Origin of the sequence: Pseudomonas sp. DCB_BI, assembly GCF_026240995.1 — a bacterium.
Lineage (GTDB): Bacteria > Pseudomonadota > Gammaproteobacteria > Pseudomonadales > Pseudomonadaceae > Aquipseudomonas.
On sequence record NZ_JAPFCG010000016.1, the window covers coordinates 26,747 to 49,734 of the forward strand.

At 57.5% G+C, this 22,988-nt stretch carries 21 protein-coding genes; 13 read left to right on the forward strand and 8 right to left on the reverse strand.

Going from position 1 to position 22,988, the window contains the following annotated elements:
- Nucleotides 1-82 precede the first annotated feature (82 nt).
- On the reverse strand, nucleotides 83-388 hold the full coding sequence (locus OO258_RS17835; protein ID WP_004576104.1) for a Dabb family protein: 306 nt from the start codon (nucleotides 386-388) through the stop codon (nucleotides 83-85).
- Nucleotides 389-448: 60 nt separating this feature from the next.
- Nucleotides 449-1,321: an intradiol ring-cleavage dioxygenase gene (locus OO258_RS17840; protein ID WP_266031899.1), complete on the reverse strand. Its 873-nt coding sequence runs from the start codon at nucleotides 1,319-1,321 to the stop codon at nucleotides 449-451.
- Nucleotides 1,322-1,477: 156 nt separating this feature from the next.
- Between OO258_RS17840 and OO258_RS17845 the strand changes: the two genes are divergently transcribed.
- Complete coding sequence (locus OO258_RS17845) at nucleotides 1,478-2,392, forward strand: LysR family transcriptional regulator (RefSeq protein WP_266031900.1); 915 nt, start codon at nucleotides 1,478-1,480, stop codon at nucleotides 2,390-2,392.
- Nucleotides 2,393-2,449: 57 nt separating this feature from the next.
- Here the strand turns inward: OO258_RS17845 and OO258_RS17850 are convergent, their stop codons facing one another.
- From OO258_RS17850 to OO258_RS17860, 3 genes are all read right to left on the reverse strand, one after another.
- The gene (locus OO258_RS17850) at nucleotides 2,450-3,514 is read right to left on the reverse strand and encodes a maleylacetate reductase (protein ID WP_416309219.1); all 1,065 of its coding nucleotides are present in this window, start codon (nucleotides 3,512-3,514) and stop codon (nucleotides 2,450-2,452) included.
- A gap of 75 nt (nucleotides 3,515-3,589) precedes the next feature.
- Nucleotides 3,590-3,973 carry a nuclear transport factor 2 family protein gene (locus OO258_RS17855; RefSeq protein WP_197898951.1) on the reverse strand — a complete coding sequence of 128 codons (384 nt, stop codon included), beginning with the start codon at nucleotides 3,971-3,973 and terminating at the stop codon, nucleotides 3,590-3,592.
- A gap of 105 nt (nucleotides 3,974-4,078) precedes the next feature.
- The gene (locus OO258_RS17860; protein WP_266031902.1) at nucleotides 4,079-4,993 is read right to left on the reverse strand and encodes a LysR family transcriptional regulator; all 915 of its coding nucleotides are present in this window, start codon (nucleotides 4,991-4,993) and stop codon (nucleotides 4,079-4,081) included.
- 318 nt (nucleotides 4,994-5,311) lie between these two features.
- Between OO258_RS17860 and OO258_RS17865 the strand changes: the two genes are divergently transcribed.
- From OO258_RS17865 to mmsB, 6 genes are all read left to right on the forward strand, one after another.
- Nucleotides 5,312-6,178 (forward strand): sugar phosphate isomerase/epimerase family protein, encoded by an 867-nt coding sequence (locus OO258_RS17865; RefSeq protein WP_266031903.1) that lies wholly within the window; start codon nucleotides 5,312-5,314, stop codon nucleotides 6,176-6,178.
- Between the two features lie 46 nt (nucleotides 6,179-6,224).
- A complete protein-coding gene (gene iolG, locus OO258_RS17870; protein ID WP_266031904.1) occupies nucleotides 6,225-7,220 on the forward strand; it encodes an inositol 2-dehydrogenase in 996 nt (331 codons plus the stop codon).
- A gap of 51 nt (nucleotides 7,221-7,271) precedes the next feature.
- Entirely contained in the window at nucleotides 7,272-8,357 is a 1,086-nt protein-coding gene (locus OO258_RS17875; protein WP_016499236.1) for a Gfo/Idh/MocA family protein, read from the forward strand.
- 93 nt (nucleotides 8,358-8,450) lie between these two features.
- On the forward strand, nucleotides 8,451-9,518 hold the full coding sequence (chvE, locus tag OO258_RS17880; protein ID WP_266031905.1) for a multiple monosaccharide ABC transporter substrate-binding protein: 1,068 nt from the start codon (nucleotides 8,451-8,453) through the stop codon (nucleotides 9,516-9,518).
- A gap of 55 nt (nucleotides 9,519-9,573) precedes the next feature.
- Nucleotides 9,574-11,109, forward strand: coding sequence for a multiple monosaccharide ABC transporter ATP-binding protein (gene mmsA / locus OO258_RS17885; RefSeq protein WP_266031906.1), 1,536 nt, complete (start codon nucleotides 9,574-9,576; stop codon nucleotides 11,107-11,109).
- A complete protein-coding gene (gene mmsB, locus OO258_RS17890; protein ID WP_266031907.1) occupies nucleotides 11,106-12,296 on the forward strand; it encodes a multiple monosaccharide ABC transporter permease in 1,191 nt (396 codons plus the stop codon). The genes mmsA and mmsB overlap by 4 nt, the downstream gene beginning before the upstream one ends.
- An 84-nt stretch (nucleotides 12,297-12,380) precedes the next feature.
- Here mmsB and OO258_RS17895 read toward each other — a convergent pair whose 3' ends face one another.
- Complete coding sequence (locus tag OO258_RS17895) at nucleotides 12,381-13,253, reverse strand: sugar phosphate isomerase/epimerase family protein (RefSeq protein ID WP_266031908.1); 873 nt, start codon at nucleotides 13,251-13,253, stop codon at nucleotides 12,381-12,383.
- A 234-nt stretch (nucleotides 13,254-13,487) separates the two neighbouring features.
- On the opposite strand from OO258_RS17895, the gene OO258_RS17900 reads away from it, so the two are divergent.
- The 3 genes from OO258_RS17900 (at nucleotide 13,488) to OO258_RS27720 (ending at nucleotide 17,632) form a co-directional block, all read left to right on the forward strand.
- Nucleotides 13,488-14,492: a LacI family DNA-binding transcriptional regulator gene (locus OO258_RS17900; protein ID WP_266031909.1), complete on the forward strand. Its 1,005-nt coding sequence runs from the start codon at nucleotides 13,488-13,490 to the stop codon at nucleotides 14,490-14,492.
- 340 nt (nucleotides 14,493-14,832) lie between these two features.
- The gene (locus OO258_RS17905; protein ID WP_266031910.1) at nucleotides 14,833-17,241 is read left to right on the forward strand and encodes a membrane-bound PQQ-dependent dehydrogenase, glucose/quinate/shikimate family; all 2,409 of its coding nucleotides are present in this window, start codon (nucleotides 14,833-14,835) and stop codon (nucleotides 17,239-17,241) included.
- Nucleotides 17,216-17,632 (forward strand): winged helix-turn-helix domain-containing protein, encoded by a 417-nt coding sequence (locus OO258_RS27720; RefSeq protein ID WP_416309215.1) that lies wholly within the window; start codon nucleotides 17,216-17,218, stop codon nucleotides 17,630-17,632. The genes OO258_RS17905 and OO258_RS27720 overlap by 26 nt, the downstream gene beginning before the upstream one ends.
- Nucleotides 17,633-17,811: 179 nt before the next feature.
- On the opposite strand, the gene OO258_RS17910 is transcribed toward OO258_RS27720, so the two are convergent.
- Both OO258_RS17910 and OO258_RS17915 read right to left on the reverse strand, forming a co-directional pair.
- The gene (locus tag OO258_RS17910) at nucleotides 17,812-18,741 is read right to left on the reverse strand and encodes a DMT family transporter (RefSeq protein WP_266031911.1); all 930 of its coding nucleotides are present in this window, start codon (nucleotides 18,739-18,741) and stop codon (nucleotides 17,812-17,814) included.
- A 293-nt stretch (nucleotides 18,742-19,034) separates the two neighbouring features.
- The gene (locus OO258_RS17915) at nucleotides 19,035-19,628 is read right to left on the reverse strand and encodes a helix-turn-helix domain-containing protein (RefSeq protein ID WP_110743172.1); all 594 of its coding nucleotides are present in this window, start codon (nucleotides 19,626-19,628) and stop codon (nucleotides 19,035-19,037) included.
- A gap of 346 nt (nucleotides 19,629-19,974) precedes the next feature.
- Between OO258_RS17915 and glnT the strand changes: the two genes are divergently transcribed.
- From glnT to OO258_RS17930, 3 genes are all read left to right on the forward strand, one after another.
- Nucleotides 19,975-21,309 carry a type III glutamate--ammonia ligase gene (glnT, locus tag OO258_RS17920; RefSeq protein ID WP_110743171.1) on the forward strand — a complete coding sequence of 445 codons (1,335 nt, stop codon included), beginning with the start codon at nucleotides 19,975-19,977 and terminating at the stop codon, nucleotides 21,307-21,309.
- A 66-nt stretch (nucleotides 21,310-21,375) separates the two neighbouring features.
- Nucleotides 21,376-22,281: a class II glutamine amidotransferase gene (locus OO258_RS17925; protein ID WP_110743170.1), complete on the forward strand. Its 906-nt coding sequence runs from the start codon at nucleotides 21,376-21,378 to the stop codon at nucleotides 22,279-22,281.
- A 27-nt stretch (nucleotides 22,282-22,308) separates the two neighbouring features.
- Nucleotides 22,309-22,983, forward strand: a complete 675-nt coding sequence (locus OO258_RS17930; protein WP_110743169.1) for a protein glxC — start codon at nucleotides 22,309-22,311, stop codon at nucleotides 22,981-22,983.
- Nucleotides 22,984-22,988: the final 5 nt, after the last annotated feature.

The window sequence follows — 22,988 nt, forward strand, 5'->3', positions numbered from 1 at the left end:
AGCAGTGTCACATGAGGCTGCATGTAGAGAACCAACAGGCAATAAAAAGCCCGTTGATTGGACGGGCTCCTGTCACGTGGGTTTAGCCTACGTAGTCGACCTGGTACCGATGGGTACGCAGGTTGCCCAGAGCCTCTTTCACGCGGATGTGGGCGGGGTGGGTTGCGTAGTCCTGGAGCGCCTGAACCGACTCGAACTCCGAATACAGCACGACATGGCATGCGTAGTCGATTTTGCTGAAGTCGACACCGATTTCGAGAAGCTTGAGGCCTGGGATCTCGTGTCGGATCGACTCGAACTCGCTCTTCACTTTGTGAATGTTATCGGTGCGTTCTTGTTCGCTGTCACCGCGTAAATTCCACATGACAATGTGTTTTACAGGTTGCATGTTGGTGCTCCAGAGAAGGGCAAAGCCCGAGCAGTCGTGCTCGGGCTGTAGTGGAATTTCTTATCGGGTGACTGGGTTCAGAACGAAGTCAAAGTCGAGGGTGTAGTACGGGGAATCTACTTGTTGGCCGTAGGGGTCGAGGCCAGGCTGATGCTCCACCCAGTCCGCGATGAGCGAAGAGCGGACACCGAATACGGCGTCGGAGTCTAGGTACTCACCCTGCTCACGGAAGACGTGGGTTACTAGGCGCTCATGGTTCGGCGAGATGATCATGAAGTGCAGGTGCGCCGGTCTCCACGGGTGGCGGTCTAGCGCCTGCAGCATTTTGCCTACCGGGCCATCGTGGGGAATCGGATAGCACTCAGGAACGATGGTTTTGAAGTGGTAGAGGCCTTGGCTGTCGGCCTGCAGCACCGCGCGGCCCTGATAGGTCTCCTGGCCGAGCTCGGGTTTCTGGACATCGTAGAAGCCGGCGTCGTCAGCTTGCCATACCTCGATGACTGCGTGAGGCACTGGGTTCCCATCGATGTCCTTAATCGAGCCACGCACATACCACGGCACGCCCGGCAAACCATCGCTGATGTCGGCGCCGAGATCGTACTGCGGGGCATTCTGCACGTGGAATGGGCCGAACACGGTGGCTTCAGTGCAGCCGTCTGGCTTCTTGTGATTCTGTGCCGTCACGAGGGTGGACAGGCCCAGCGTGTCCGAGAGAAGGATGAATTCCTGGCGCGTCGGAGAACAGATCTGGCCCACTGCGGTCAGGAATTCTATGCCTTTCTCCCACTCGGGCTCGGTGAGTTTTGTCTCACGAGCGAAAGCGTGAAGGTGCTGAACCAGGCTGGTCATGATCTCGCGCAGGCGCGCGTCATCAGCGTTGGCGTTTCGAGTCAAAACGGCCTGGGTAATAGTGTGTTCGTCCAGATTTCTCATTGGTTGCCCCTGGTTCCTTCTTTCTTGTAATCGGCGATGTCGGGGGGTTCCCCAGCATTTTCGAATTGGTGTAACTACGCTAAAGTGCTTCCCAGTGGAATAAAATACTGACAATGAAATTCTTTGTTTCACCTGTGAAAAACTGAGAGGCATCCCGTGGATCGCTACACCGAGATAGAGCTCTTCGTTCAAACAGCAGAGCTGGGAACGCTGAGCAAGGCCGCTGAAAAATTGGACATCTCCAATGCTGCAGCGAGCCGACACCTGGCAGCGCTCGAGAGTCGGCTTCGAGTGCGTCTGGTCGACCGAAATACTCGGCGCTTAGCGTTGACCAACGCGGGGCATGATTTTTACGGGCGTTGTAAGGCCTTGCTTGCTGAATGGGCTGAGGCCGAAGCATCGGTGAATGCGGCGTTGGTCGAGCCCACCGGTACCCTGACTATCACGGCGACGATTTCCTTCTCCATGCTCCACCTAGCGCCTCTGGTGCCGGCATTTAAGCGTCTGTACCCAGGTATCAAGGTGAAGATCATCGGTGCCAACCGGTACTACGACATCATGGATACCGAGATTGACCTCGCTATTCGTACCCGAGAATTTGAGGCTGACTCCAACATCACGATTCGGCGCTTGGCGGAAACACGGAGAGTGCTTGCAGCATCACCGTCATACCTGGCCCAACGTGGGTATCCAAAAACAGTGGCCGACCTCGAGAATCACGACCTGCTTATTTACAGCCACGCCAATCATCCCAACTCGATGGAGTTCACCAAGGGGGAGGAGAGGGCTTCGGTCAAGATTCAGCCTTCAATGGAGTCGAACGACGGGCAGATAGTTAGAGCTGCGGCGCTTGCCGGTGCAGGAATTTTGGTGCAGCCCAAGTACATCATCTACGACGACTTGGTTGCCGGCAGATTGCTCCCTGTTCTTGATGACTGGGATTTGCCGCGATTGACGATCAACCTTGCCTTCCAGGATCGTCGCTACATGCCTGCGAAGACCCGACTGTTCATCGATTTCCTGCTAGAGCATTTCAAGAAGGAAGGCTACGAGCGGTATTGGACGAGGTAAAAAAGACCCACTCAACCCCCCGCACGAGGATTGAGTGGGTTAAGGCAAATCCGCAACTTAAACTGGGCGGTTACCTTCATAAGCGTTCTGAAGCAGCTCGCGGATCGCACCACGTTCGATTGGGCGAGGGTTCCAGTAAGGGTTGGCCAGCGCAATTTCAGTAGCGCGATCCATGTCGGCTTCGTTGACGCCCAAGGATTTCAACGCCAGGGGCGCACCCAAGGACTTGGACAGGTCGTACAGCGCTTGGCCTGCCGAGGCAGATTTCCCACCCAGGGCCCGAACGATGCGGGCAGCCGCATCAGGTGCTGCTTCTGAGTTGTAGGAAATAGCGTGCGGCAGCACGATAGTGTGCGTTGGTGCGTGAGGCAGGTTGAAGCTGCCGCCCAGGGTGTGGCAGAGCTTGTGGTGAAGCGCCATACCGACGTTGCCCAGGACAGTGCTGCACAGCCAGGCGCCGTACAGACAGTCCGAGCGAGCATCCAGATCTTCCGGATTCTCGAGAATCAGCTTCAGGCCTTCGGCCATTGCGCGGATGCCTTCTTCAGCGATGAGCGACATCACAGGGTTACCGTCCTGTGCGTACAGACCTTCTGCTGCGTGCGCGATGGCGTTCATACCACTGGTTACGGACAGTTCGACTGGCAAAGTCGCCGACAGCTCAGGGTCATAGATGACGGTCTTCGGCAGAACGCGCACATCTTTGCCCGTCCGCTTGATGCCGTTTTCAGTCAGGCCATAAACCGAGGTCATCTCCGAACCGGCGTAGGTGGTCGGGATAGCAAGAATTGGCAGGCCGGATTCCAGGGCAATCGCTTTACCCAGGCCGGTGGTAGAGCCGCCGCCGATGGCCACTGCGCAGTCAGCCCCTAGTTCTTGAGCGACCTGGCGGGCCTCTCGAGCAGTTTCAATTGGGACGTGCATGACGGCTTTGTCGAAGATGCCGGCAGCGCGAGAGCCCAAGATGTCGGCGATGCGTTCTGCCTGGCTACGCTGTTCTGGAGTCGAGAGTACCAACGCACGGCGCGATCCCAGGTGATCAATTTCAGCTTCGAGTTGCTGAAGAGAGCCTTTTCCGAAGATGACGCGGGAAGGAAGACCGGTGTAGGTGAAATTCGCGATAGCCACGGGTTCTAGTCCTATTGTTGTTGACTGCAAATGGCAGCAGGCTGAGCGCTGCAGATGAATTACGGTGCGCTACTTGATCGGGGTGGGCTGGTAGGCCAGAAACTTCCACTCGCCACCCAATGACGCCCATATGGAAAGGGTCCGGTTATTCAGCGTTTTGTGTGTGCCGCCGGCTACGATCTCACCGGCCATTCGACCATGCACAATCGCAACGTTGCCGAGGACTTGAATGTTGTCGATTGGGACGTCGAGGTTGAGGTACTGGTAGTAGCCGTCCCTGCACTTGGCCACGTAGCTCGACAGCGAGTCGACGACACCTGTGGAGTGGGTATAGGTGAGGCCCGGGTGGGAGAGGGCGATAAAGGTATCGATATCGCCCTCAAGCATGGCGCGATATCGACGACCTTCCAGATCATGAATGTGAGATCTGATCTCTTCGGTGATGTGGATCATGCTGGGCTGACCTGAATCCTGTGCGTGGTCGGGTCAGCGTATATTTACCGTTATCGGTTAAAAACCGATTTCCGGGAAATCTTTATTTCACCTGTGAAAAACTGCCTACTTAGTCCAAAGGCGCTCGTAGTCGTTTTTCCGGAACCGTTCCGCCAAGGCTTCAATGAACAGCCGCACTTTTGCAGGCATGTGCCGGCGTGTCTGAAAGGCGATGTTCATGGTGAGGCGTGGAAGATCCCAGTCGTCCAACACCGAGACGAGTTCTCCACGCTCCAGGTGATCCTGCACGATGTATTTCGGCTGGATCAAAATCCCGAGATCATCGAGTGCTGCCTTCAATACAAACTGGCCGTCATTGGCAGAAATGAAAGATCTCACATTCACTGTCGCGTTTTCATCACGCCGCTTGAATGGCAGCTCGGTCGGGTTGATCGCATAGTCGTAGACCAGCATTTTGTGGCGGATAAGATCCATCGGATGCTTGGGAGTGCCGTTCTTCTCGAGGTAAGCGGGGGAGGCGGCGAGGATCCTACGGGTTTCTGCCAGGCGCCTGATCGTGAGGTTGTTATCTGCTTCGAACTGCCTAGTGCGGATGGCGACGTCTACGTTGTTTTCCATCACGTCCAGGTATCGGTTGGCAGCGATCACGTCGACACTGATCTCGGGGTAGCGCCGAGTGAACTCAGGAAGCAGCGGTTCGATGTGAAGCAGGCAGAATGAAAGGGAGGCAGTAACCCGGAGCACACCACGTGGCTGCACTACCGCGTCCCTGGCCACGCTCTCGGCTTCTTTCAGGTCTGCCATCACAGACCTGGTGCGCCTGTAGAACTCCTCTCCCACCTCGGTGAGTGACAGTTGCCTTGTTGTGCGCTGCACAAGGCGAACACCCAACCTCGTTTCCAAAGCGATTAGGTGCCGGCTTGCCGCAGAGACAGACAATCCAAGTCGCTCGGCTGCCTTGCTGATGCTGCCTGCCTCGGCCACTTGGATAAAAAACTCGACTTCTTTGAACGGATCCACGCGATTCTCCCGCTAGGTGGGAAGCTGTATCCCGATCTTACGGGTTTTTTCCTTCCATGGGAGAAATTAGACTCACCTCAACGTCACAAAAACAAGAATTGGTACAAACCATGAGACGCCAAGCCCAAGCTTCGTGCACTCCATATTTTCGCGGTCAGCCATTCCGAGGCTTCCGCTCGTCCTTCTTGTTGCTCGACCTCAACAACTCTCATCTTCCTGAACGCCTTACCCAGATTCCCGTGGGCGGTATTCACGTGGATGGAGCTTCTTGCTTCGCGAACACCGTTCGCTTTTCCCTCGTAATTTGAGTGATTCGACATGCCTAGTAATCAAGTTGATCTGATCGCCTCCTATTGGACTATCGCAGGTGATACCTACCCAGGTGCGCAGAGCGAAATCAGTCCGTACACCTTGCAGGAACGCGCGGAAGCAGCTTCCAAAGCCGGCTGGCGAGGCATGGGGTTGGTGTACTCCGACATCGTTCACTCCATCGAAAAACTTGGGCTACCAACCGTTCGCCAGATTTTCCAGGACAACGGCATGAAGCACCTGGAGGTCGAGTTCCTGATCGACTGGCACCTGGCTTGCGAGCGTCGTTCGGTATCGGATCGTATGTGCAAAGAGCTGCTCGACATCGCTGCAGATGTCGGCGCCACTCGCCTGAAATGTGCTGCAGGCCTGTTTGAAGAGGGCGACGTTAACGTCCCGCTGATGCGTGAATCGTTCGCGATCCTCTGTGACAAAGCTGCGGAGTACAAGGTCAACGTAGCCATCGAGTTCCTGCCGTTCTCCAGCGTTAACACCATCGATAAGGCGCTGGCTGTATCCGAAGGTGTTCGCCCTAACGGTGGCCTGATGGTCGATAGCTGGCACATCGCTCGTGGTGGTATGGGCTTCGATGAGATCAGCAAGATTCCTCTTGAACTGATCAAGGGTGTCGAGATCGATGACGCTGACTTGGCCCTGGTCGGTGACGTGTTCAACGACTCCACCCATCACCGCAAATGCTGTGGTGAGGGGCAACTGGATCTCCCACATTTCGTGCAGGCAATTCTCGACACCGGCTATCGCGGCCCATGGGGTGTGGAGCTCATCTCGGCTGAGCTGCGCAAGCTTCCCCTGGATGTAGTGGCCAAGCGTGCCTTTGACTCGACGATGGCCCAATTCGTACACGCGCGCTTCTGAGCCCGCGTTTAACCACCATCACTTTAAGAACAACGAGGAATTCATCATGGTTGGAATTGCAGTTCTGGGCGCAGGCCGCATTGGTAAAATTCACGCCGCCAACGTGGCCGCAAACCCGCATGCTCGTCTGATCGCTGTGGCCGATCCGTATGCTTCCGCTGCCCAGTCCCTGGCCGGCGCGCTGGGTGCTGACGCGATGACTGATTGCGAAGCCGCAATCGACCGCAATGACGTGGACGCCATCGTTATTGGCACGCCAACCAATACCCACATCCAGCTGATGATGCGTGCGGTTCGCCAGGGTAAAGCAGTGCTGTGCGAAAAGCCGATTGATCTGGATCTGCTGAAAAGCCAAGCAGCCGTCGAAGAAATCGAAGGCCTGAACGGTCGCGTAATGCTGGCCTTCAACCGCCGTTTCGAAACCACATTCGCAGCGATGCGTGAAGCGATCATTGCCGGCGAAATCGGCGAAGTGCGCCAGGTCATCATCTCCAGCCGCGACCCAGGTCTCGCTCCAGAGGATTACATTCAACACAGCGGCGGTATCTTCCGCGACATGACCATCCATGACCTGGATATCGGTCGCTGGCTGCTGGGTGAAGAGCCGGTGGAAATCACCGCCATGGGTAGCCGTTTGGTCGACTCCCCCCTGATGGAAAAGTACGACGACTACGACACCGCGATGGTGCACATGAAGACCGCCAGCGGTAAGCAGTGCCACATCAACAACTGCCGTCAGGCCGTTTACGGCTACGACCAGCGTATCGAAGTCTTCGGCTCCAAAGGCATGCTGCTCCAAGACAACCTGCGCCCAACTACCATGCGCCGCTGGACTCAGGACGCAACTGACTCCCGTGAGCCGCTGCTGAACTTCTTCCTGGAGCGCTACCAGCAGGCCTACAAGTCCGAACTGGACGCCTTTGTTGCAGCTCTGGTGCAAGAGAAGCCGCTGCCGGTTACCCCGTTCGACGGCCTCCAGGCCCTGCGTCTGGCTGATGCTTGTGTCGAGTCCGTAAGCACTGGTCGCGCTGTAAAGCTTTGATTGACGACGGGCGCCTTCGGGCGCCCGATTTCGTGAGATAGGAGAACAACAATGTCGCTGAATCTGAATGGCAAACCACTGGGTGTCGCTTGCCTGGGCATCACCCACCCGCATACTTCGGGACGCGTCAAAGCCTTCAAGCGTATCCCAGGCGTTCGCTTCCTCGGCGCCTATGACGACAGCCCGCTGCTGCAGCCGTTCGTTGATGCGCTCGAGCTCGAGGCTCGCACCAAGGACGAAATCCTGGCCGACCCTGATGTTCACGTAGTGCTGGTTCACCCGAAGAGCTACCTGATGGCCGATTGGGCAATTGAAGCCCTGGAAGCAGGTAAGGCTGTGCTGTGTGAGAAACCAGCCGGTCGTGGGCCGCAGGACACCCAGCGCATCGTCGAGGCCGTTGAGCGTACCGGAGGTCTGTTCCAGGTCGGCTACTGCTGGAGGTTCGCGCCTTCGGTGGAAAAAATGCAGCAGGTTCTCGAGAGCGGTGAGATCGGCAAGGTACTTCAAGTGCGTGCCCATGCCGGCTGCTCCCATGATGAAGCTGATACCAACCACATGAAGCAGCCAGGTGACCGTGGCGGTGCGTTCTATGTGATTGGTTGCCACACCATCGACCGGATCCTCCTGCACTTCGGCATGCCTCGCTCCGTCAACGCCCGCATTAGCAAGTTCGCTGGCCAGATGAGCGATTCTGCTCGTGAAGATGCGGCTGCTGCTGTTCTGAACTACGACGACAAGATGGTCACCATCGACTTCATGTCGTGGGATCCGATGCCGTGGACTGAAACCTGGGACATCACGGCCTACGGTACCCATGGCGTGATGCATTCCACTCCAATGCCGGCGTCCTACAAGCTGTACCACGACGGCAAAAACGGCCATCCGCAAGGTTGGACTCACTGGAACGAAACCAGCTTCCCTGAAATCTGGGCGGTACGCAAAACCGTGTACTCCCCCGAGATCGCTGAAATCGGTAATCCGGTGTACTTCGACCGTGAAGCTGCGGCGTTCGTCCAGGCCTTGCAGAACGGTACACCGTCGCAAGTGCCAGCTAGCCAGGCTCACAACATCAACATCCTGCTGGAGGCAATTTTCGAGTCCTCCGATAAAGCAGGTCAGGAAGTTAAGCTCGGCTAAGTAGTTAGTCGCGCCACCTTGCTGTACCGCCCCCGCAATGGGGGCGGTTCTGAGTAAAAAGAAAAATAATGGCTACAGTAATAGGTGAAAGTTATGAACAAGTTCATGAGGCTTGCTGCGACTCTGTGCGTGGCGATTGCGGTTGTCGGCTGCTCGAAGAAAGAAGAAAGCACTAAAGGTTTGATCGGTATTTCAATGCCCTCTAAAGCTGAGGCGCGTTGGACTTCCGATGGCCAAAGCATGGTGGATGCGCTTACCAAGCTTGGCTACAAAACCGATATTCAATATGCCCAGTACGAAGTTTCCACTCAGTTGTCCCAGCTGGAAAACCTGTTGGTAAAAGGTGTCAAGGGATTGATCATCGCTCCTATCGATGGCACCACGATGACGGACTTGCTTCGCCAGGCCAAGGAAAAGGGCATCACGGTCATTTCCTATGACCGTCTTATCCGAAACTCCAAAGACTTCGACTACTACGCTACTTTCGACAACTATAAAACTGGCGTGCTCCAGGGGGAGTCCATTGTCAGTGCCTTGAAGTTGAACGAAGGTACCGGGCCATTCAATTTCGAAATCTTCGCGGGCTCCACTGACGACAACAACGCTCATGTCGTCTACGCCGGGGTGATGTCCGTTCTGCAGCCTTACATCGATAGCGGCAAGCTCGTGATCCGTAGCGGGCAGGTCAAGCTCGACCAGGTCGCCACGCTGAACTGGGATGGGGCACTTGCCCAGTCCCGGATGGACAACATTCTCAGCGCCTTCTACGGCAAATCTCATCTCGATGCCGTGCTTGCGATGAACGACCAGCTCGCGGTGGGTGTGGTCTCTTCGCTGAGGGGGGTCGGCTACGGTAGCGGCGGCAACCCGATGCCTGTCGTGACGGGCCAGGATGCGGAAATTCCTAGCGTGAAGGCGATCATCCGGGGTGACCAGCATTCGACCGTGTTCAAGGACACTCGCGCCTTGGCTGAAGCTGCAGCCGTGATGATGGACAGCTCTCTTCAAGGCAAGGATGTGCTGGTAAACGACACCACCTCGTATAACAACGGCTCCATGGTCGTTCCTACCCAGCTTCTCTCTCCAGTTTCCGTAGAAGCCAAGGATGTGCAGAAGGTTCTGGTCGATTCCGGTTACTACACCAAAGAACGTCTGCAGTAATTGCCCAATGTCAGCGGCTCGGTCTCCGGGCCGCTTTTGAGATAGGAGGAGAGCCATGTCACCTCATCTTCTTGACATGCGCGGCATTCAAAAAAGTTTTGGTCAGGTTAAAGCCCTCACCAGTGTGAATCTTCAGGTGGGCAAGGGTGAAATCCACGCCATTTGCGGTGAGAACGGCGCTGGGAAATCCACCCTGATGAAGATCCTGAGTGGTGTCTATCCTGCCGGAAGTTACGATGGGGCGATAAGTTTTGACGGTGAGGTACGCCAGTTCAGCGACCTGCGTGACAGCGAGGCCTTGGGGATCTGCATCATCCACCAGGAGCTTGCGCTTGTGCCGATGCTCTCGATCACTGAAAACCTTTTCCTTGGCCACGAAGTTGCTACCAGGGGAGTTATCGACTGGTCGCTTGCACATCGCAAAGCGAAGGTTTTGCTGGAGAAAGTAGGCCTGGAGGTTTCGCCCCAGACCCGTGTAAACCAACTGGGCATCGGACAGCAGCAACTCGTCGAGATTGCAAAAGCGCTCGGCAAGGACGTTCGCCTTTTGATCCTTGATGAGCCTACCGCCAGCCTCAATGAGAAGGATAGCGAGCGGCTTCTGGAGCTCATGCTCGAGCTGAAAGCGAAGGACATCACGTCAATCATCATCTCCCACAAGCTCAACGAAATATCACGTGTAGCGGACGGGGTTACGGTCATCCGGGACGGGACGACGGTCGACGTCATTGACTGTCGTGAGTCGCCGTTGAGCGAAAACCGAGTCGTCCAGGCAATGGTTGGTCGTGAGCTGGCTGACCGTTACCCGAGCAGAGAGCCAAACCTCGGCGAGAAGCAGCTTGAGGTGAAGAACTGGTCGGTAGAGCATCCGGAGCGCCCGGGCGAGGACTTCATTCGCAACGTGAGTTTCTATGCTCGCAAAGGTGAGGTGGTGGGTATCGCAGGCCTCATGGGCTCTGGTCGTACAGAACTCGCAATGAGCATTTTTGGTGGTTCTTTCGGCAAGAACATTCGAGGAACCGTTCGCCTGAATGGGCAGGAGCTTCGCGTGCGCAGCGTGCGTGAAGCCATTGATAACGGCATCGCCTACGCCACTGAAGATCGCAAGGGCGCCGGGCTATTGCTGGCCGATGGTATTGGTCGGAACGTAAGCCTGGCCAGCCTGAAATCCCTGGCACGCCGGTGGATCATCAACGAGACCGAGGAGCTTGGTGTTGGTGATGGTTACAAGAAAACCCTGCGCATTCGAAGCCCCGATCTTCGCCAGCCTGTAGAGCGTCTCTCTGGGGGCAACCAACAGAAGGTGGTGCTCGCGAAATGGCTGTTCTCCGACCCCGAAGTCCTGATCTTGGATGAACCCACCAGGGGTATCGACGTGGGTGCCAAGTACGAGATCTATGGGGTGGTTAACCAGGTAGTGGCGAAAGGCAAGACTGTGATCATGATCTCTTCGGAGATGCCCGAACTGCTCGGCACCTGCGACCGGATCTATGTGATGAACGAGGGACGGTTCGTCGGGGAGTTCCCAATCAAAGAGGCGTCTCAGGAGCGAATCATGCACGCCATCATGAAAAATGAGGTGATCCAATGACTGATGTCATCGCCCCTGTGGCGGCAAAACCGAGCTTGCTTCCTGCTATCAAACGAGGCGCCCGCGAGTACGGGTTGTTGAGCTCTTTGCTCGTCATCATCGTATTCTTCCAAATCGCCACGGGCGGCGCATTGCTCCAGCCTCTCAACCTGACCAACCTGATCTTGCAGAACAGCTACATCGTGGTCATGGCCTTGGGCATGCTCATGGTCATAGTCTGCGGTCACATCGATTTATCAGTTGGCTCCATCGTTGGGGTAATCGGTTCGATAGCAGCTGTGTTGATGGTGCAGTACCAGTTCGACTTCATCACGGTATCACTGCTTTGCTTGTTCATCGGCGGCCTCATAGGTGCTGCGCAAGGCTACTGGGTGGCGTTCTGGGGAATGCCCTCATTCATCGTGACACTGGGCGGCATGCTGATCTTCCGTGGGGCCACCATCGCCATTGGTGAAGGGCAATCGATTGGGCCATTCCCAGCAGAGTTCGTCGCCCTCAGCGCGGGCTTCCTGCCTGACCCCTTCCAAGGCCAAGGTCTCAAAGTCACCTCTCTGGTGCTCGGTGTATTGGTAGTTGCGTGCTTCCTTTGGATTGAATGGCGTGCTCGTAGGAGGGTCAGCAAAGCTGGTGGGGAGGTTATGCCCCTGTCTTTGTTTGCGCTCAAACATGGAATCCTGGGTGGCGCCATCATCGCCTTCTGCTTCATGTTGGCGACTTACCGAGGGCTTCCTACCGTACTGGTCATCATGTGTGCACTCATCGGCCTGTACACGTTCATCATGAATCGGACGGTGATCGGGCGTTGGATCTACGCAGTGGGCGGTAACCTGAAGGCCTCGAAGCTTTCCGGTATCAACACCGCCCGAGTGACCTTCTTCACCTTTGTGAACATGGGCGTACTGGCTGCTGTGGCGGGCCTGATCTTCGCGGCACGCCTGAACAGCGCAACGCCCCGTGCCGGCAGCGGTTTCGAGCTGGACGTCATTGCTGCCGTATTCATCGGGGGAGCCTCGGCATCCGGTGGGGTAGGGAAGGTAATGGGCGTGGTGATCGGTGCCTTCATCATGGGGGTGCTGAACAACGGCATGTCGATCATGGGCATCGGCGTTGACTACCAGCAAATGATTAAGGGGGCAGTATTGCTGGCCGCCGTGTTCGTAGACGTGTACCAGAAGAACAGGGCGTAGAGGCTCAAATCTGATGGAAAAATCCCGGCTATTGAGCCGGGATTTTTTTCTGCTGTGTAGTGGCGGAAAAGCTAGTAGCCGTGGTTAGGCCCTGAGCTCCGGATACGCCAAAAGCGACTGCTTGCAGAGTCTGGCAACGTCCTCTGTCGCCATATTTTGGTTCAGCACAGAGAAAACCTCTGGCCCGACATCATTCAGGCCACCGATCTTGTGCAGACCGGAGACAATGTCTGCCAGTGGGAAGTTACCGGTGCCAGGCCACATGCGTTCAAAGCAATCGGCCTCCAGGGTCACGCCGGATTTCAACGGATGGATGCCATCGCAGATCTGCACGCAGTGAATCGAGCTGCCTGGAATCGTTGCCAGAGTCTCGAGCTTGGATTCACTGCGAACGAAATGGAGCGTATCGAGCACAAGGCCGCCGTTAGGGGCACCGGCACGCTCGACGATCTCCCAGCCCTGTTCAAGAGACGTCACTCCCCACATAGGGATAGGTTCAAGGTCGCAAACTATGCCTTCCTCGTGGGCCAGACGGCAGATCTCGGCGTAGTGCGAGACCAGTTCATCCAGTGCATAGGCATTGGCTGTGAATGTAGCGTTCAAGCTCATGTGGGTGCAGCCAAGCTCGCTCGCGATCTCGAAAAATTCCAGGGTAGTAGTCGAGTGATCCGAGATGAAGCTGTCATCCATGTTATTGGGGTGCCAATTAGGATTCCATGTGCAGAGAGGATCCAGGCGGCTGATCTTGATCCCGTTATCCTCAGCGATCAGTCGCATGTTCTGAATGGAAAGACCGGATGCCGCGATCCTGGCCACCTCCTGTGGTTGGATAGCAAGTTCGTGGAAACCCGCCAACCGAGTAGCTCTTACCTTGTCCGGGAAGGGCAGGTGGAGGACATTAGAAAACGGCATGGTGAATGTCAGGCCGGGCTTCAGGTCTTCTTCTCTGTGCGTCATCCGAGCATCTCAACATAAAACCCCAATGTATTCGCGCGGTTCAGGGGATGTAAGGGCCGGATTTGGAAAACAATTTTCCACAAACGGAATGGAAAAGCCCGCCTAGCTATGCGCAGCTAAGTCCTTGCTCAGGGTGTGTGTTATCCTCGGCCCGAACACTGTTATGCCTAGTTCTCGGCTTACGCGTCTACCAACGAAGCCTGCGGGCATCATGCTCGGAGCTGTCTGTAGATCATGGCAAAGCCTTTCACTACCCTTGATGACGTAGCTAAAGCTGCTGGGATGTCACGTGCTCAGGTGTCGAGGGCGCTTCGAGGGGATCCTGGTGTTCGGCCTGAAACGCGTGAGCGGATCGATCAGATTGCTTCTGAGCTCGAGTATCGTCCGAACCTGGCTGCTCGGAGTTTAGTCTCCGCCCGATCATCCATCGTTGGGTTGGTGATCGGAGACCCCAACAACGCTTTCCATATCCAGTTGGCCCAGTCGGTCGACAAGAGATTGCTGGCTGCGGGCTTCGAACCTGTCACTTCCCTACGGCCGGTTGAAGGTAATTCAGCAGCTTTCGAGATAGAAAGGTTGCTGACGCTTCGAGCAGCCGGGGTGATCCTCCTGGGTACTCCGCATCATCCCAAGGTCATTGGCGAGATCGCCGATAAGCTCCCTTGCGTTTTTATTGGAAGCAAACGGGTCGCTCACAAAAAAGTCATCTCAATCGCGGTCGATGACCAGACGGGAGTGCGCCTTGCGATGGATCATCTGTTCGCATTGGGGCACCGAAGAATTGCTCACCTGGCAGGGGGGCGCGAGCCTTCCTCCAAAGACCGGGCAAGGTTCTACTGTGAAATCATGAAGGCTGCTGGTTTGAATCCGATCCTGATCAGAGGCGAGCACAATGCCGCGTTCGGTAGGCGAGGAGTGGATGCGCTGTTTGCCCGGGATGAGCGTCCAAGCGCCATCTTCGCCTCGAACGACTTCATCGCTTTGGGTGTTCTGGACAGGTTGAAGGGCATGGGGTTAAGCGTCCCATCTGACGTATCGGTTGTCGGTTTTGATGACATTCCTGATGCGGAAAACAGCCTCTTCTCGCTGACGACTTTAAAGCAGGATACAGATGCCCAGGCCCAGGCAGCTGTTGTGGCCTTGCAGGCGATGTTGGCGGGCAATGCTACCCATCCCCGCCGTGTGGACATGCCGGTCACTCTCATAACTCGAAAGTCAACTGGGCCAAGCTCAGGCTAAGCGGGTAGCCCCGTGACTGTCCGAGATGCAAATAATTCTCATCTTTTGATGTGCGTCACATTGACTCACTTTGTTACAGGACATACCATGCGCCCGTTTCGTAGGCGGCGCTCGGAGAGCGCCGTTTTTTGATCGTCGAATGAGAGCGCTCTCATTTGCGGTGACGTGCTCTAGTCTGCGGGTCGTTCGGCGTGCAGATGAGAGCGCTCTCATAGAGCATGGATGTTCGAAAGTCTGGTTTAGGGACGCTTGGAAGGAGCCTCGGGAGAGGGTCTGGCGCAGCGCTTTGGACGGTTTTTGATTGAGGGGCCTGGCCCCTCGCGTGAATGTAGGAAAACGCATGAGATTTAAGAGCGTCTTACCGATAGCCATCGGTGTCGTGTTGACGTTGCTTGGCGCAGGGCTCGCCTTTGGGGGAGCAAAACTGATATCGCTGGGCGGCAGCTGGTACTACCTCTTGGCTGGCCTAGCCATGGCGGCTACTGGTCTCACCCTGGTCAAAAAGAAGATCGTTGCGACCTGGATTTCCTTGGCGTTGCTGGTGGCTACCGCGTGCTGGGCATTCTGGGAAGTTGGCTTTGATTTCTGGCAGCTTGTACCGCGCTTGATCACCTTCATCGTGATTGCATTGGTACTGGTGCTGATCGTGCCGCTGCTTGAGGGTAATCATCGACTGATGGGCAATCCGGCACGCGCCGCTATCAGCTCGCTCCTCATCATCAGCCTGGTTGGCTTTGGCTACGGTATGTTCCAGCCACATGCAACTGTAGTGGCGAAGAAGGGCGACACCTCCCCAGTGGTCGTGCCGGATGCAGGTCAATCAGACGGTAATGATTGGACAGCGTATGGCCGCAATACCCATGGTGAGCGTTTCGCTCAGTTCGACCAGATCAACAAATCCAACGTCAAAGATCTGCAGGTGGCGTGGACTTTCCGTACCGGCGACATGGCAATTAACGGCGCCGAGTATCAGGGCACACCGCTCAAGGTTGATGACACGGTTTACCTGTGCACGCCACTCAACAAAGTCTTTGCACTTGATCCTGTCACTGGTGCTGAAAAGTGGAAGTACGACCCGGTGATTCAGGAAACACCGTCTAACCGTACCTGGAAACGGTGTCGTGGACTTGCCTACTACGACGTAGACAAAGCTCAAGCTGTCGTAGCGAACGGGGATACGGTAGATGACCCATCGGTAGCTGCTCAGCCTGCTGAATGTCGTCGCCGTATCGTCATGACGACAGTGGATGCTCGCCTGATTGAGCTCGATGCGAATACTGGTAAGACCTGCGATAGCTTTGGTGATCACGGTACCGTTGATTTGCTCAAAGGCATTGGCCCGAACACCGACGGCTCATACTATCTGACTTCGGCTCCGCTTGTGGCCGGGGACGTGATCATTGTCGGTGGTAAGATCAACGACAACCTGAAGACCGGTGAACCGTCAGGTGTGACGCGCGGCTTTAATGTTCGCACCGGCGAATTGCTCTGGGCTTGGGAGGCGTTGAACCCAAAGCGGGGCGTGCCATTACCTGCGGGTGAAAACTATCCTGCAGAGTCGCCCAACTTCTGGGGTACTGCCTCGTATGATGCAAAGCTGGGGTTGGCCTACATTCCTACAGGCAATCAGACCCCGGACTTCTGGAACGGTGATCGCAAGCCTGGCTCGGATGAATACAACGATTCGATCGTTGCAATCGACGTGAAGACCGGTGTCGATAAATGGCACTTCCGAACTGCTAACAACGACATGTTCGACTACGACGTGTCCGCCCAACCGATTCTGTACGACCTCCCGAACAAAAAGGGTGACACGACTCCGGTTGTGATTGCGATGACCAAACGTGGGCAGATCTTCGTTCTCGATCGACGCGATGGCACCCCGGTGTTCCCGGTGGAGCAGCGCAAGGTGGCAACCGATGGCGTCCCAGGTATGCGGATTTCGCCGACCCAGCCTTACTCCCAGCTGTCCGTTGGAGCGGATCGCCTCAAAGAGTCGGACATGTGGGGCGGTACGATCTTTGATCAGCTGATGTGCCGAATCGATTTCAAAGGCATGCGTTGGGAAGGGGAGTTTACGCCGCTGGTTGAAGGCCAGGCCACACTGATATACCCAGGTTACTATGGGGGCTTCAACTGGGGCGGCGGTGCAATTGATGCATCCACCGGTACCCTGATCGTCAACGATATCCGTATGGCTCAGTGGGGTCGTTTCATCAAACAGGATGAGGCCAAGCGCATTGGCTTGGTACCCACGACCGAAGGCGAATACTCCGAGCAGCTGGGCACGCCGTGGGGTGTAGAACGTTCGATGTTTGTGTCGCCGCTGGGCGTGCCATGCTTCAAGCCCCCATTCGGCACCATGACTGCCATCGACCTCACCTCGGGTGAAACCAAATGGCAGGTGCCGATGGGCAGTATTCAGGATGCACCCGTGCACGGCATCGTGCCTGGTGTCTACATGCCGCTTGGCATGCCCACCATGGGCGGGCCGCTGGTTACCAAAGGCGGTTTGACCTTCTTCCACGGCACCCTGGATTACTACATCCGAGCCCTGGATAACGACACGGGTGAAGAACTGTGGCGCGGTCGTCTACCGGTTGGTGGTCAAGGCGCTCCAATGTCCTACATTGGTCGTGACGGCAAGCAGTACATCGTTGTTACCGTGGGCGGGGCAACCCGTACAGGTTCCAACGAAAACCGTGGCGACTATGTGATCGCTTATGCTTTGCCGGGCGCAGGCAAGTAATATCCCTCCCTGGTTGCAGGTCAATGACCTGCAACCCTCCGAGACATTGCGAATCTTGAACAGAATTGCCGCTCCTGCAGGTCACGTAGCTCACGTAGCCTTTTCAGACCTCCATCTGGATCCTACTCGTCGTGAGGTTAGCTGCGGCGGTAGGCGGATCATCCTCAAAGCGACTTCATGCAGGCTATTGGAAGCTCTCATAGCAAATCCTGAGAAAATCGTGTCGAGATCTGCCCTGTTCGAGGCGGTCTGGGGTATCCATTTCGACCCTGGGACTAAGGTGCTGGAAGTACAGCTAAGCTATCTACGCAAGGTTCTCATCGCCCTGGGCTGTAGCCTACGAATTCATACGTATCGTGGTATCGGTCTCAGCTTACATGGACAGCAGTAACCTGCCTTAAAATGGATTCAGCGCATGAACGCTATCAATCACTTACTTTGGCCAAGACCAAAGTAACCCGTCGTAGGGCGCAAAGGTACCTCGCGCCCCCGCGTCAGTGAAGGTCTGCGCCGTTTCCAGTCACACGCGCCAAGACCAAAAAACCGGATCCTGCCCGACAGCGAAGCGCATCAATGCGCGCAGCGGCTCGTATCCCCTTGCTCGGCAGGTGCCTTTCGCGCCGCCGCCAGAATGGTCGCCAGCACGATCAGCGCTGCACCCGCAGCCATGCGCAGGCTTGGCTGGTCACCAAACAACCACCACGCCCCGATGATCGCGTACACCGGCTCCAGCGCAATGATCATACCGGCAGTACGCGCCTCCAGCCCCTCCAGGCTTTTCACGAACAGGAACTGCGACAGCCCGGTGCAGAACACCCCCAGCAATGCCAGGTTGACCCAGTCACTGCCGCCCAGGCTGGTATTACCCAGGTGCGTAAAGGCAAACGGCGCCACCAGCACAGCCACCACCACGTTCTGCCAGAACGCCACCTGCATGGCATTCATGCTCGACCCGTTACGGCGGTTGGCCACAGTCAGCAGGGCGAACGCCAGGCCCGAACCCAGCCCCCAGAGCAGGCCGATGGTGCCCTTGTCGAGCAGGTCGAAGGTTGGCACCACCAGCACCAGGCCTGCGGTGACCATCAGCAACAGCAAACCTTGCACGGCACCGATGCGCTGGCCAAACACGCCGCGCTCAATCATGGCGATGAATGCCGGGAAGCTGGCAAAGCCCAAGGTTGCCACGGCAACGCCGCCAACTTTCACCGCAATGAAGAACGTTACCCAATGGGTAGCCAGCAGGGCGCCGGTCAACCCCAGAACCGGGAGGTTGCGCAGGGTCAGTGCGTCGAGCAGGCGCGTGCCTTTGAGCCCGGCAACGAAGCCCAGGGCGATGAAAGCGAAAGTGGCGCGGCCGAAGGTGATGATGCTGGCGTCGGCCTCGATCAGGTGACCGAGAATACCGGTCAGGCCGAACAGTACAGCGGCGATGTGGGCAACGCACAGGGCGTTACGGTGGCCGGTGGCAGCACCGGCTACAGGGATTGAAGTCGCGATCATGGCAGTCAAGTCTTCACAAGGTGGCGCGCGCATACACTCCCGGTTGCGCTACGCAGGTCTCTAATACTGGGAGTTTTATCGTTATGAGCCCGGACGAATTGCCCGGTGCAAAAGGGCGCCACAGCGTTGGAATTGTGAAGCGAGGCTGTTTTACTCGCGAATACCACACCGATCAGCCCACGGCGCGGGGCTAATCGATGTGTGTATTATCTTTGTATACAGGGTTCAAAGCCGATTGCGGGCGCCGTGTGCTTGTCTGTTCACGACATCGGATGTTGCCTTGCAGCGCCGCGTCACTCGTCGCCGTAGTTCATGATCGACAGCAGGCGGATCGGCACCTGCACCAGCCGCTCAGGGCCGTGCGGGGTTTCGCCATCGAAGGTCAGGCTGTCGCCGGCGTGCATGTGGTAGAGCTGGTTGCCGTGCCGGTACACCAGTTCACCCTCCAGCAAATGGAGGAACTCGGTGCCTGGGTGGGCGAAGGTTGGAAACTCCTCGCTGGCGTCGTCCATGCTCACCATATAAGCCTCGAAATTCTTCTTCGGCCCCCTGGCGTGATTGAGCAAATGGTAGGTGTGGCCTTTCTCGGTGCCGCGGCGGACCACTTCCAGGCCTTCACCTGCTTTTACCAGCAGGGCATTGCCATCGGGCTGGTCGTACTGGCTGAACAGCTTGGCCATCGGCATGCCGAGCACATCGCACAGGCGGCTCAGGGTTTCGAGGCTGGTGGATACCTGCGCATTCTCGATCTTGCTCAACATGCCTTGGCTGATGCCGGCGATGCGGGCTACATCAGCCAGCTTGAGGGATTGGGCCTGGCGCTGGCGCTTGATCTGCAGGCCCAGGTATTGCTCCAGGCGAAGGCGCGGTTCGGTTTCGGTCGACATCGAAGGTCCTGCACGGTTTCAGTTCAAGAATAAAGATTTCGCACTGGGAAAGTGCGCAATGCATTGGCATCTGCTGTGGCTTTCCTCGCACGAAAACAAGTTTCCCATAACCCGAGCATAAAAACCTGTCTGGATTTTGTGTTACCCAGGCTGGACTCATCGCGGGTAAACCCGCGCCTGCAGGGGCCTGCACTGCCTGCGGGGGCGCTGGTTCAACCGCAAAGAGCCCAGGCCAGGCAGCACCGAACGCGCACCCAGGACGAAGTTGGCAAGCGCATTGCATTCCTGTGAGGAAAGTAAGTTTCCCAAGCGGAATCATTGCCCCTCACCCAGGAGTGTTCACCCCATGTTGCCAGCAGACACCCAGCGCACCCTCGACCAGCACGGTATCAAGTACGTGCTGGCACAGTTCGTCGATATCCATGGCTCGGCGAAGACCAAGTCGGTGCCGGTCTCGGGCCTGAAAATGGTCGCCGAGGAGGGCGCCGGTTTTGCCGGGTTCGCCATCTGCGGCATGGGCATGGAGCCGCACGGCCCGGACTTCATGGCACGCGGCGACCTGTCGACCTTGATTCCGGTGCCATGGCAACCCGGTTATGGCCGGGTGGTTTGCGTGGGCCACGTCAACGGCCAGCCTTGGCCCTACGACAGCCGCTTTGTGTTGCAGCAGCAGGTGCAGCGCCTGGCTGACAAGGGGTGGACCCTGAACACCGGCCTCGAGCCCGAGTTCAGCCTGTTCCGCCGCGACGAGGGCGGCAAGCTGCAGCTGGTAGACGCTTCCGACAACCTCGACAAGCCTTGCTACGACTACAAAGGCCTTTCACGCTCGCGCCTGTTCCTGGAACGCCTGACCGAAGCGTTGCAACCAGTGGGCTTCGACATCTACCAGATCGACCACGAAGACGCCAACGGCCAGTTCGAAATCAACTACACCTACAGCGACGCCATGGAGTCGGCCGACCGCTTCACATTCTTCCGCATGGCCGCCGGCGAGATCGCCAATGACCTGGGGATGATCTGCTCGTTCATGCCCAAGCCCGACCCCAAGCGCGCCGGCAATGGCATGCACTTCCACCTGTCACTGGCCAGCAGTAGCAACAAGAACCTGTTCCACGACCCGTCGGACAGCAGTGGCATGGGCCTGTCAAAACTGGCCTATCACTTTGCCGCAGGCCTGTTGGCCCATGGGCCGGCGCTGTGCGCCTTCGCTGCACCGACGGTGAACTCCTACAAACGCCTGGTGGTTGGCCGCTCGCTGTCTGGAGCCACCTGGGCTCCGGCGTTCGTCGCCTACGGTGCCAACAACCGCTCGGCGATGGTGCGCATTCCCTATGGCCGCCTGGAGTTCCGCCTGCCGGACGCCGGCTGCAACCCGTATCTGGTCACCGCCGCGATCATCGCAGCCGGCCTGGATGGTATCGACCGCCAGCTGGAGCCGGGCGAGATGTGCAACGAGAACCTCTACAACCTGAGCCTGGAGGAGATCGCCGCGCGCGGGATCAAGACCCTGCCGCAGTCGTTGAAGGAAGCCGCCGATGCCCTGGAGGCGGACCCGCTGTTCCGCGAGGTCCTCGGCGCCGAGATCGTCGACGAGTTCATCAAGCTCAAGCGCATGGAGTGGGTGGAGTACTGCCGCCATGTCTCCGACTGGGAGATCCAGCGCTACACCGAGTTCTTCTGACCGCCAACCCTATCCCTGGGTAGCCGCGTACGCGGCGGCCACCCACTGCCTAGAAGGAGCATCACCATGTGTGGAATCGTAGGTCTTTACCTGAAGAAGCCTGAGCTGGAAGCCCAGCTTGGCAAGCTCTTCGAACCCATGCTCGAAGCCATGACCGACCGAGGCCCGGACAGCGCCGGTTTTGCCATCTACGGCGATGAAGTGGCCGATGGCTGGGTCAAGCTGACCCTGCAAGCCACGGATCCCGACTACCCCTGGACCCGCTTGATGGGCCAGTTGGAAGGGCGCCTGGGCTGCTCGCTGGACTGGTTCCAGAATGCCAGCGCCGCGGTGCTGAAAGTACATACCGGCGAGGCCGCAGCGCGCCAGGCCTTGAGCGAACTGGCGCCGGACGTACGCATCATGAGCGCCGGCCAGAGCATCGAAATTCTCAAGGGCATGGGCCTGCCGGCAGAAATTTCCAGCCGCTTCGGCCTGGCGAGCATGAAGGGTAGCCACATCATCGGCCATACCCGCATGGCCACCGAAAGTGCCGTGACCATGGAAGGCAGCCACCCGTTTTCCACCGGCGCCGACCTGTGCCTGGTGCACAACGGGTCGCTGTCCAACCACTTCCGCCTGCGCCAGGTGCTCAAGCGCGAAGGCATCAGTTTCGAAACCGACAACGACACTGAAGTGGCCGCCGGCTACCTGACCTGGCGCCTGCAGCAGGGCGACAGCCTGGCCCAGGCCCTGGACGGCGCGCTGGAGGACCTGGACGGCTTCTTCACTTTCGCCATCGGCACTCGCAATGGCTTTGCCGTGATTCGCGACCCGATTGCCTGCAAGCCGGCCGTGCTGGCCGAGACCGACGACTATGTGGCGATGGCCTCGGAGTACCAGGCCCTGGCCGGCCTGCCGGGCATCGAGCACGCCAAGGTCTGGGAGCCGGCGCCGGCCACCTTGTACGTCTGGGAGCGCGAAAGCGCCTGACTTCCCACCGAACCCCTGGAGAACCTTATGAAGACGATTGACCTTTCCAGCACTTCGGTGCGTGTCCTGAACGAGTCTTTGCACGGCGAGGTGCAAGATCACGAATGGCGGGTGACTCACCCTGACGGCAAGCACAACCTGGCCGTGGGCATTAATGCTGAGGTGGCCGTGGATATCGAAGGCCACGCTGGCTACTACTGTGCCGGCATGAACCAGCAGGCCAGCGTCACGGTGCATGGCAACGTGGGTGTCGGCGTGGCCGAGAACATGATGTCCGGTTCGGTACGGGTCAAGGGCAGCGCTTCGCAGGCCGCTGGCGCGACTGCCCATGGCGGGCTGCTGGTGATCGAGGGTGATGCCGGTGCGCGCTGTGGCATCTCGATGAAGGGCGTGGATATTGTGGTGGGCGGCAGCATCGGCCATATGAGCTGCTTCATGGGCCAGGCCGGGCGCCTGGTGGTCTGCGGTGATGCCGGCGATGCGCTGGGCGATTCGCTGTACGAGGTGCGTATCTACGTCAAGGGCTCAGTGCAGTCGCTGGGTTCGGACTGCATCGAGAAAGAGATGCGCGCCGAGCACCTGCAAGAGTTGCAGGCGCTATTGGACAAGGCCGGCCTGACGCACAAGGCCGCCGATTTCAAACGCTACGGCTCGGCCCGCCAGCTGTACAACTTCAAAGTCGACAACGCCAGCGCGTACTGATCCAG

Bases quoted from the DNA above. Each gene is read 5' to 3' on its own strand.
- OO258_RS17835 (WP_004576104.1), bottom strand. From the start codon at position 388: ATGCAACCTGTAAAACACATTGTCATGTGGAATTTACGCGGTGACAGC.
- OO258_RS17840 (WP_266031899.1), bottom strand. From the start codon at position 1,321: ATGAGAAATCTGGACGAACACACTATTACCCAGGCCGTTTTGACTCGA.
- OO258_RS17855 (WP_197898951.1), bottom strand. From the start codon at position 3,973: ATGATCCACATCACCGAAGAGATCAGATCTCACATTCATGATCTGGAA.
- OO258_RS17865 (WP_266031903.1), top strand. From the start codon at position 5,312: ATGCCTAGTAATCAAGTTGATCTGATCGCCTCCTATTGGACTATCGCA.
- iolG (WP_266031904.1), top strand. From the start codon at position 6,225: ATGGTTGGAATTGCAGTTCTGGGCGCAGGCCGCATTGGTAAAATTCAC.
- OO258_RS17875 (WP_016499236.1), top strand. From the start codon at position 7,272: ATGTCGCTGAATCTGAATGGCAAACCACTGGGTGTCGCTTGCCTGGGC.
- chvE (WP_266031905.1), top strand. From the start codon at position 8,451: ATGAACAAGTTCATGAGGCTTGCTGCGACTCTGTGCGTGGCGATTGCG.
- mmsA (WP_266031906.1), top strand. From the start codon at position 9,574: ATGTCACCTCATCTTCTTGACATGCGCGGCATTCAAAAAAGTTTTGGT.
- mmsB (WP_266031907.1), top strand. From the start codon at position 11,106: ATGACTGATGTCATCGCCCCTGTGGCGGCAAAACCGAGCTTGCTTCCT.
- OO258_RS17895 (WP_266031908.1), bottom strand. From the start codon at position 13,253: ATGACGCACAGAGAAGAAGACCTGAAGCCCGGCCTGACATTCACCATG.
- OO258_RS17900 (WP_266031909.1), top strand. From the start codon at position 13,488: ATGGCAAAGCCTTTCACTACCCTTGATGACGTAGCTAAAGCTGCTGGG.
- OO258_RS17905 (WP_266031910.1), top strand. From the start codon at position 14,833: ATGAGATTTAAGAGCGTCTTACCGATAGCCATCGGTGTCGTGTTGACG.
- OO258_RS27720 (WP_416309215.1), top strand. From the start codon at position 17,216: ATGCTTTGCCGGGCGCAGGCAAGTAATATCCCTCCCTGGTTGCAGGTC.
- OO258_RS17910 (WP_266031911.1), bottom strand. From the start codon at position 18,741: ATGATCGCGACTTCAATCCCTGTAGCCGGTGCTGCCACCGGCCACCGT.
- OO258_RS17915 (WP_110743172.1), bottom strand. From the start codon at position 19,628: ATGTCGACCGAAACCGAACCGCGCCTTCGCCTGGAGCAATACCTGGGC.
- glnT (WP_110743171.1), top strand. From the start codon at position 19,975: ATGTTGCCAGCAGACACCCAGCGCACCCTCGACCAGCACGGTATCAAG.
- OO258_RS17925 (WP_110743170.1), top strand. From the start codon at position 21,376: ATGTGTGGAATCGTAGGTCTTTACCTGAAGAAGCCTGAGCTGGAAGCC.
- OO258_RS17930 (WP_110743169.1), top strand. From the start codon at position 22,309: ATGAAGACGATTGACCTTTCCAGCACTTCGGTGCGTGTCCTGAACGAG.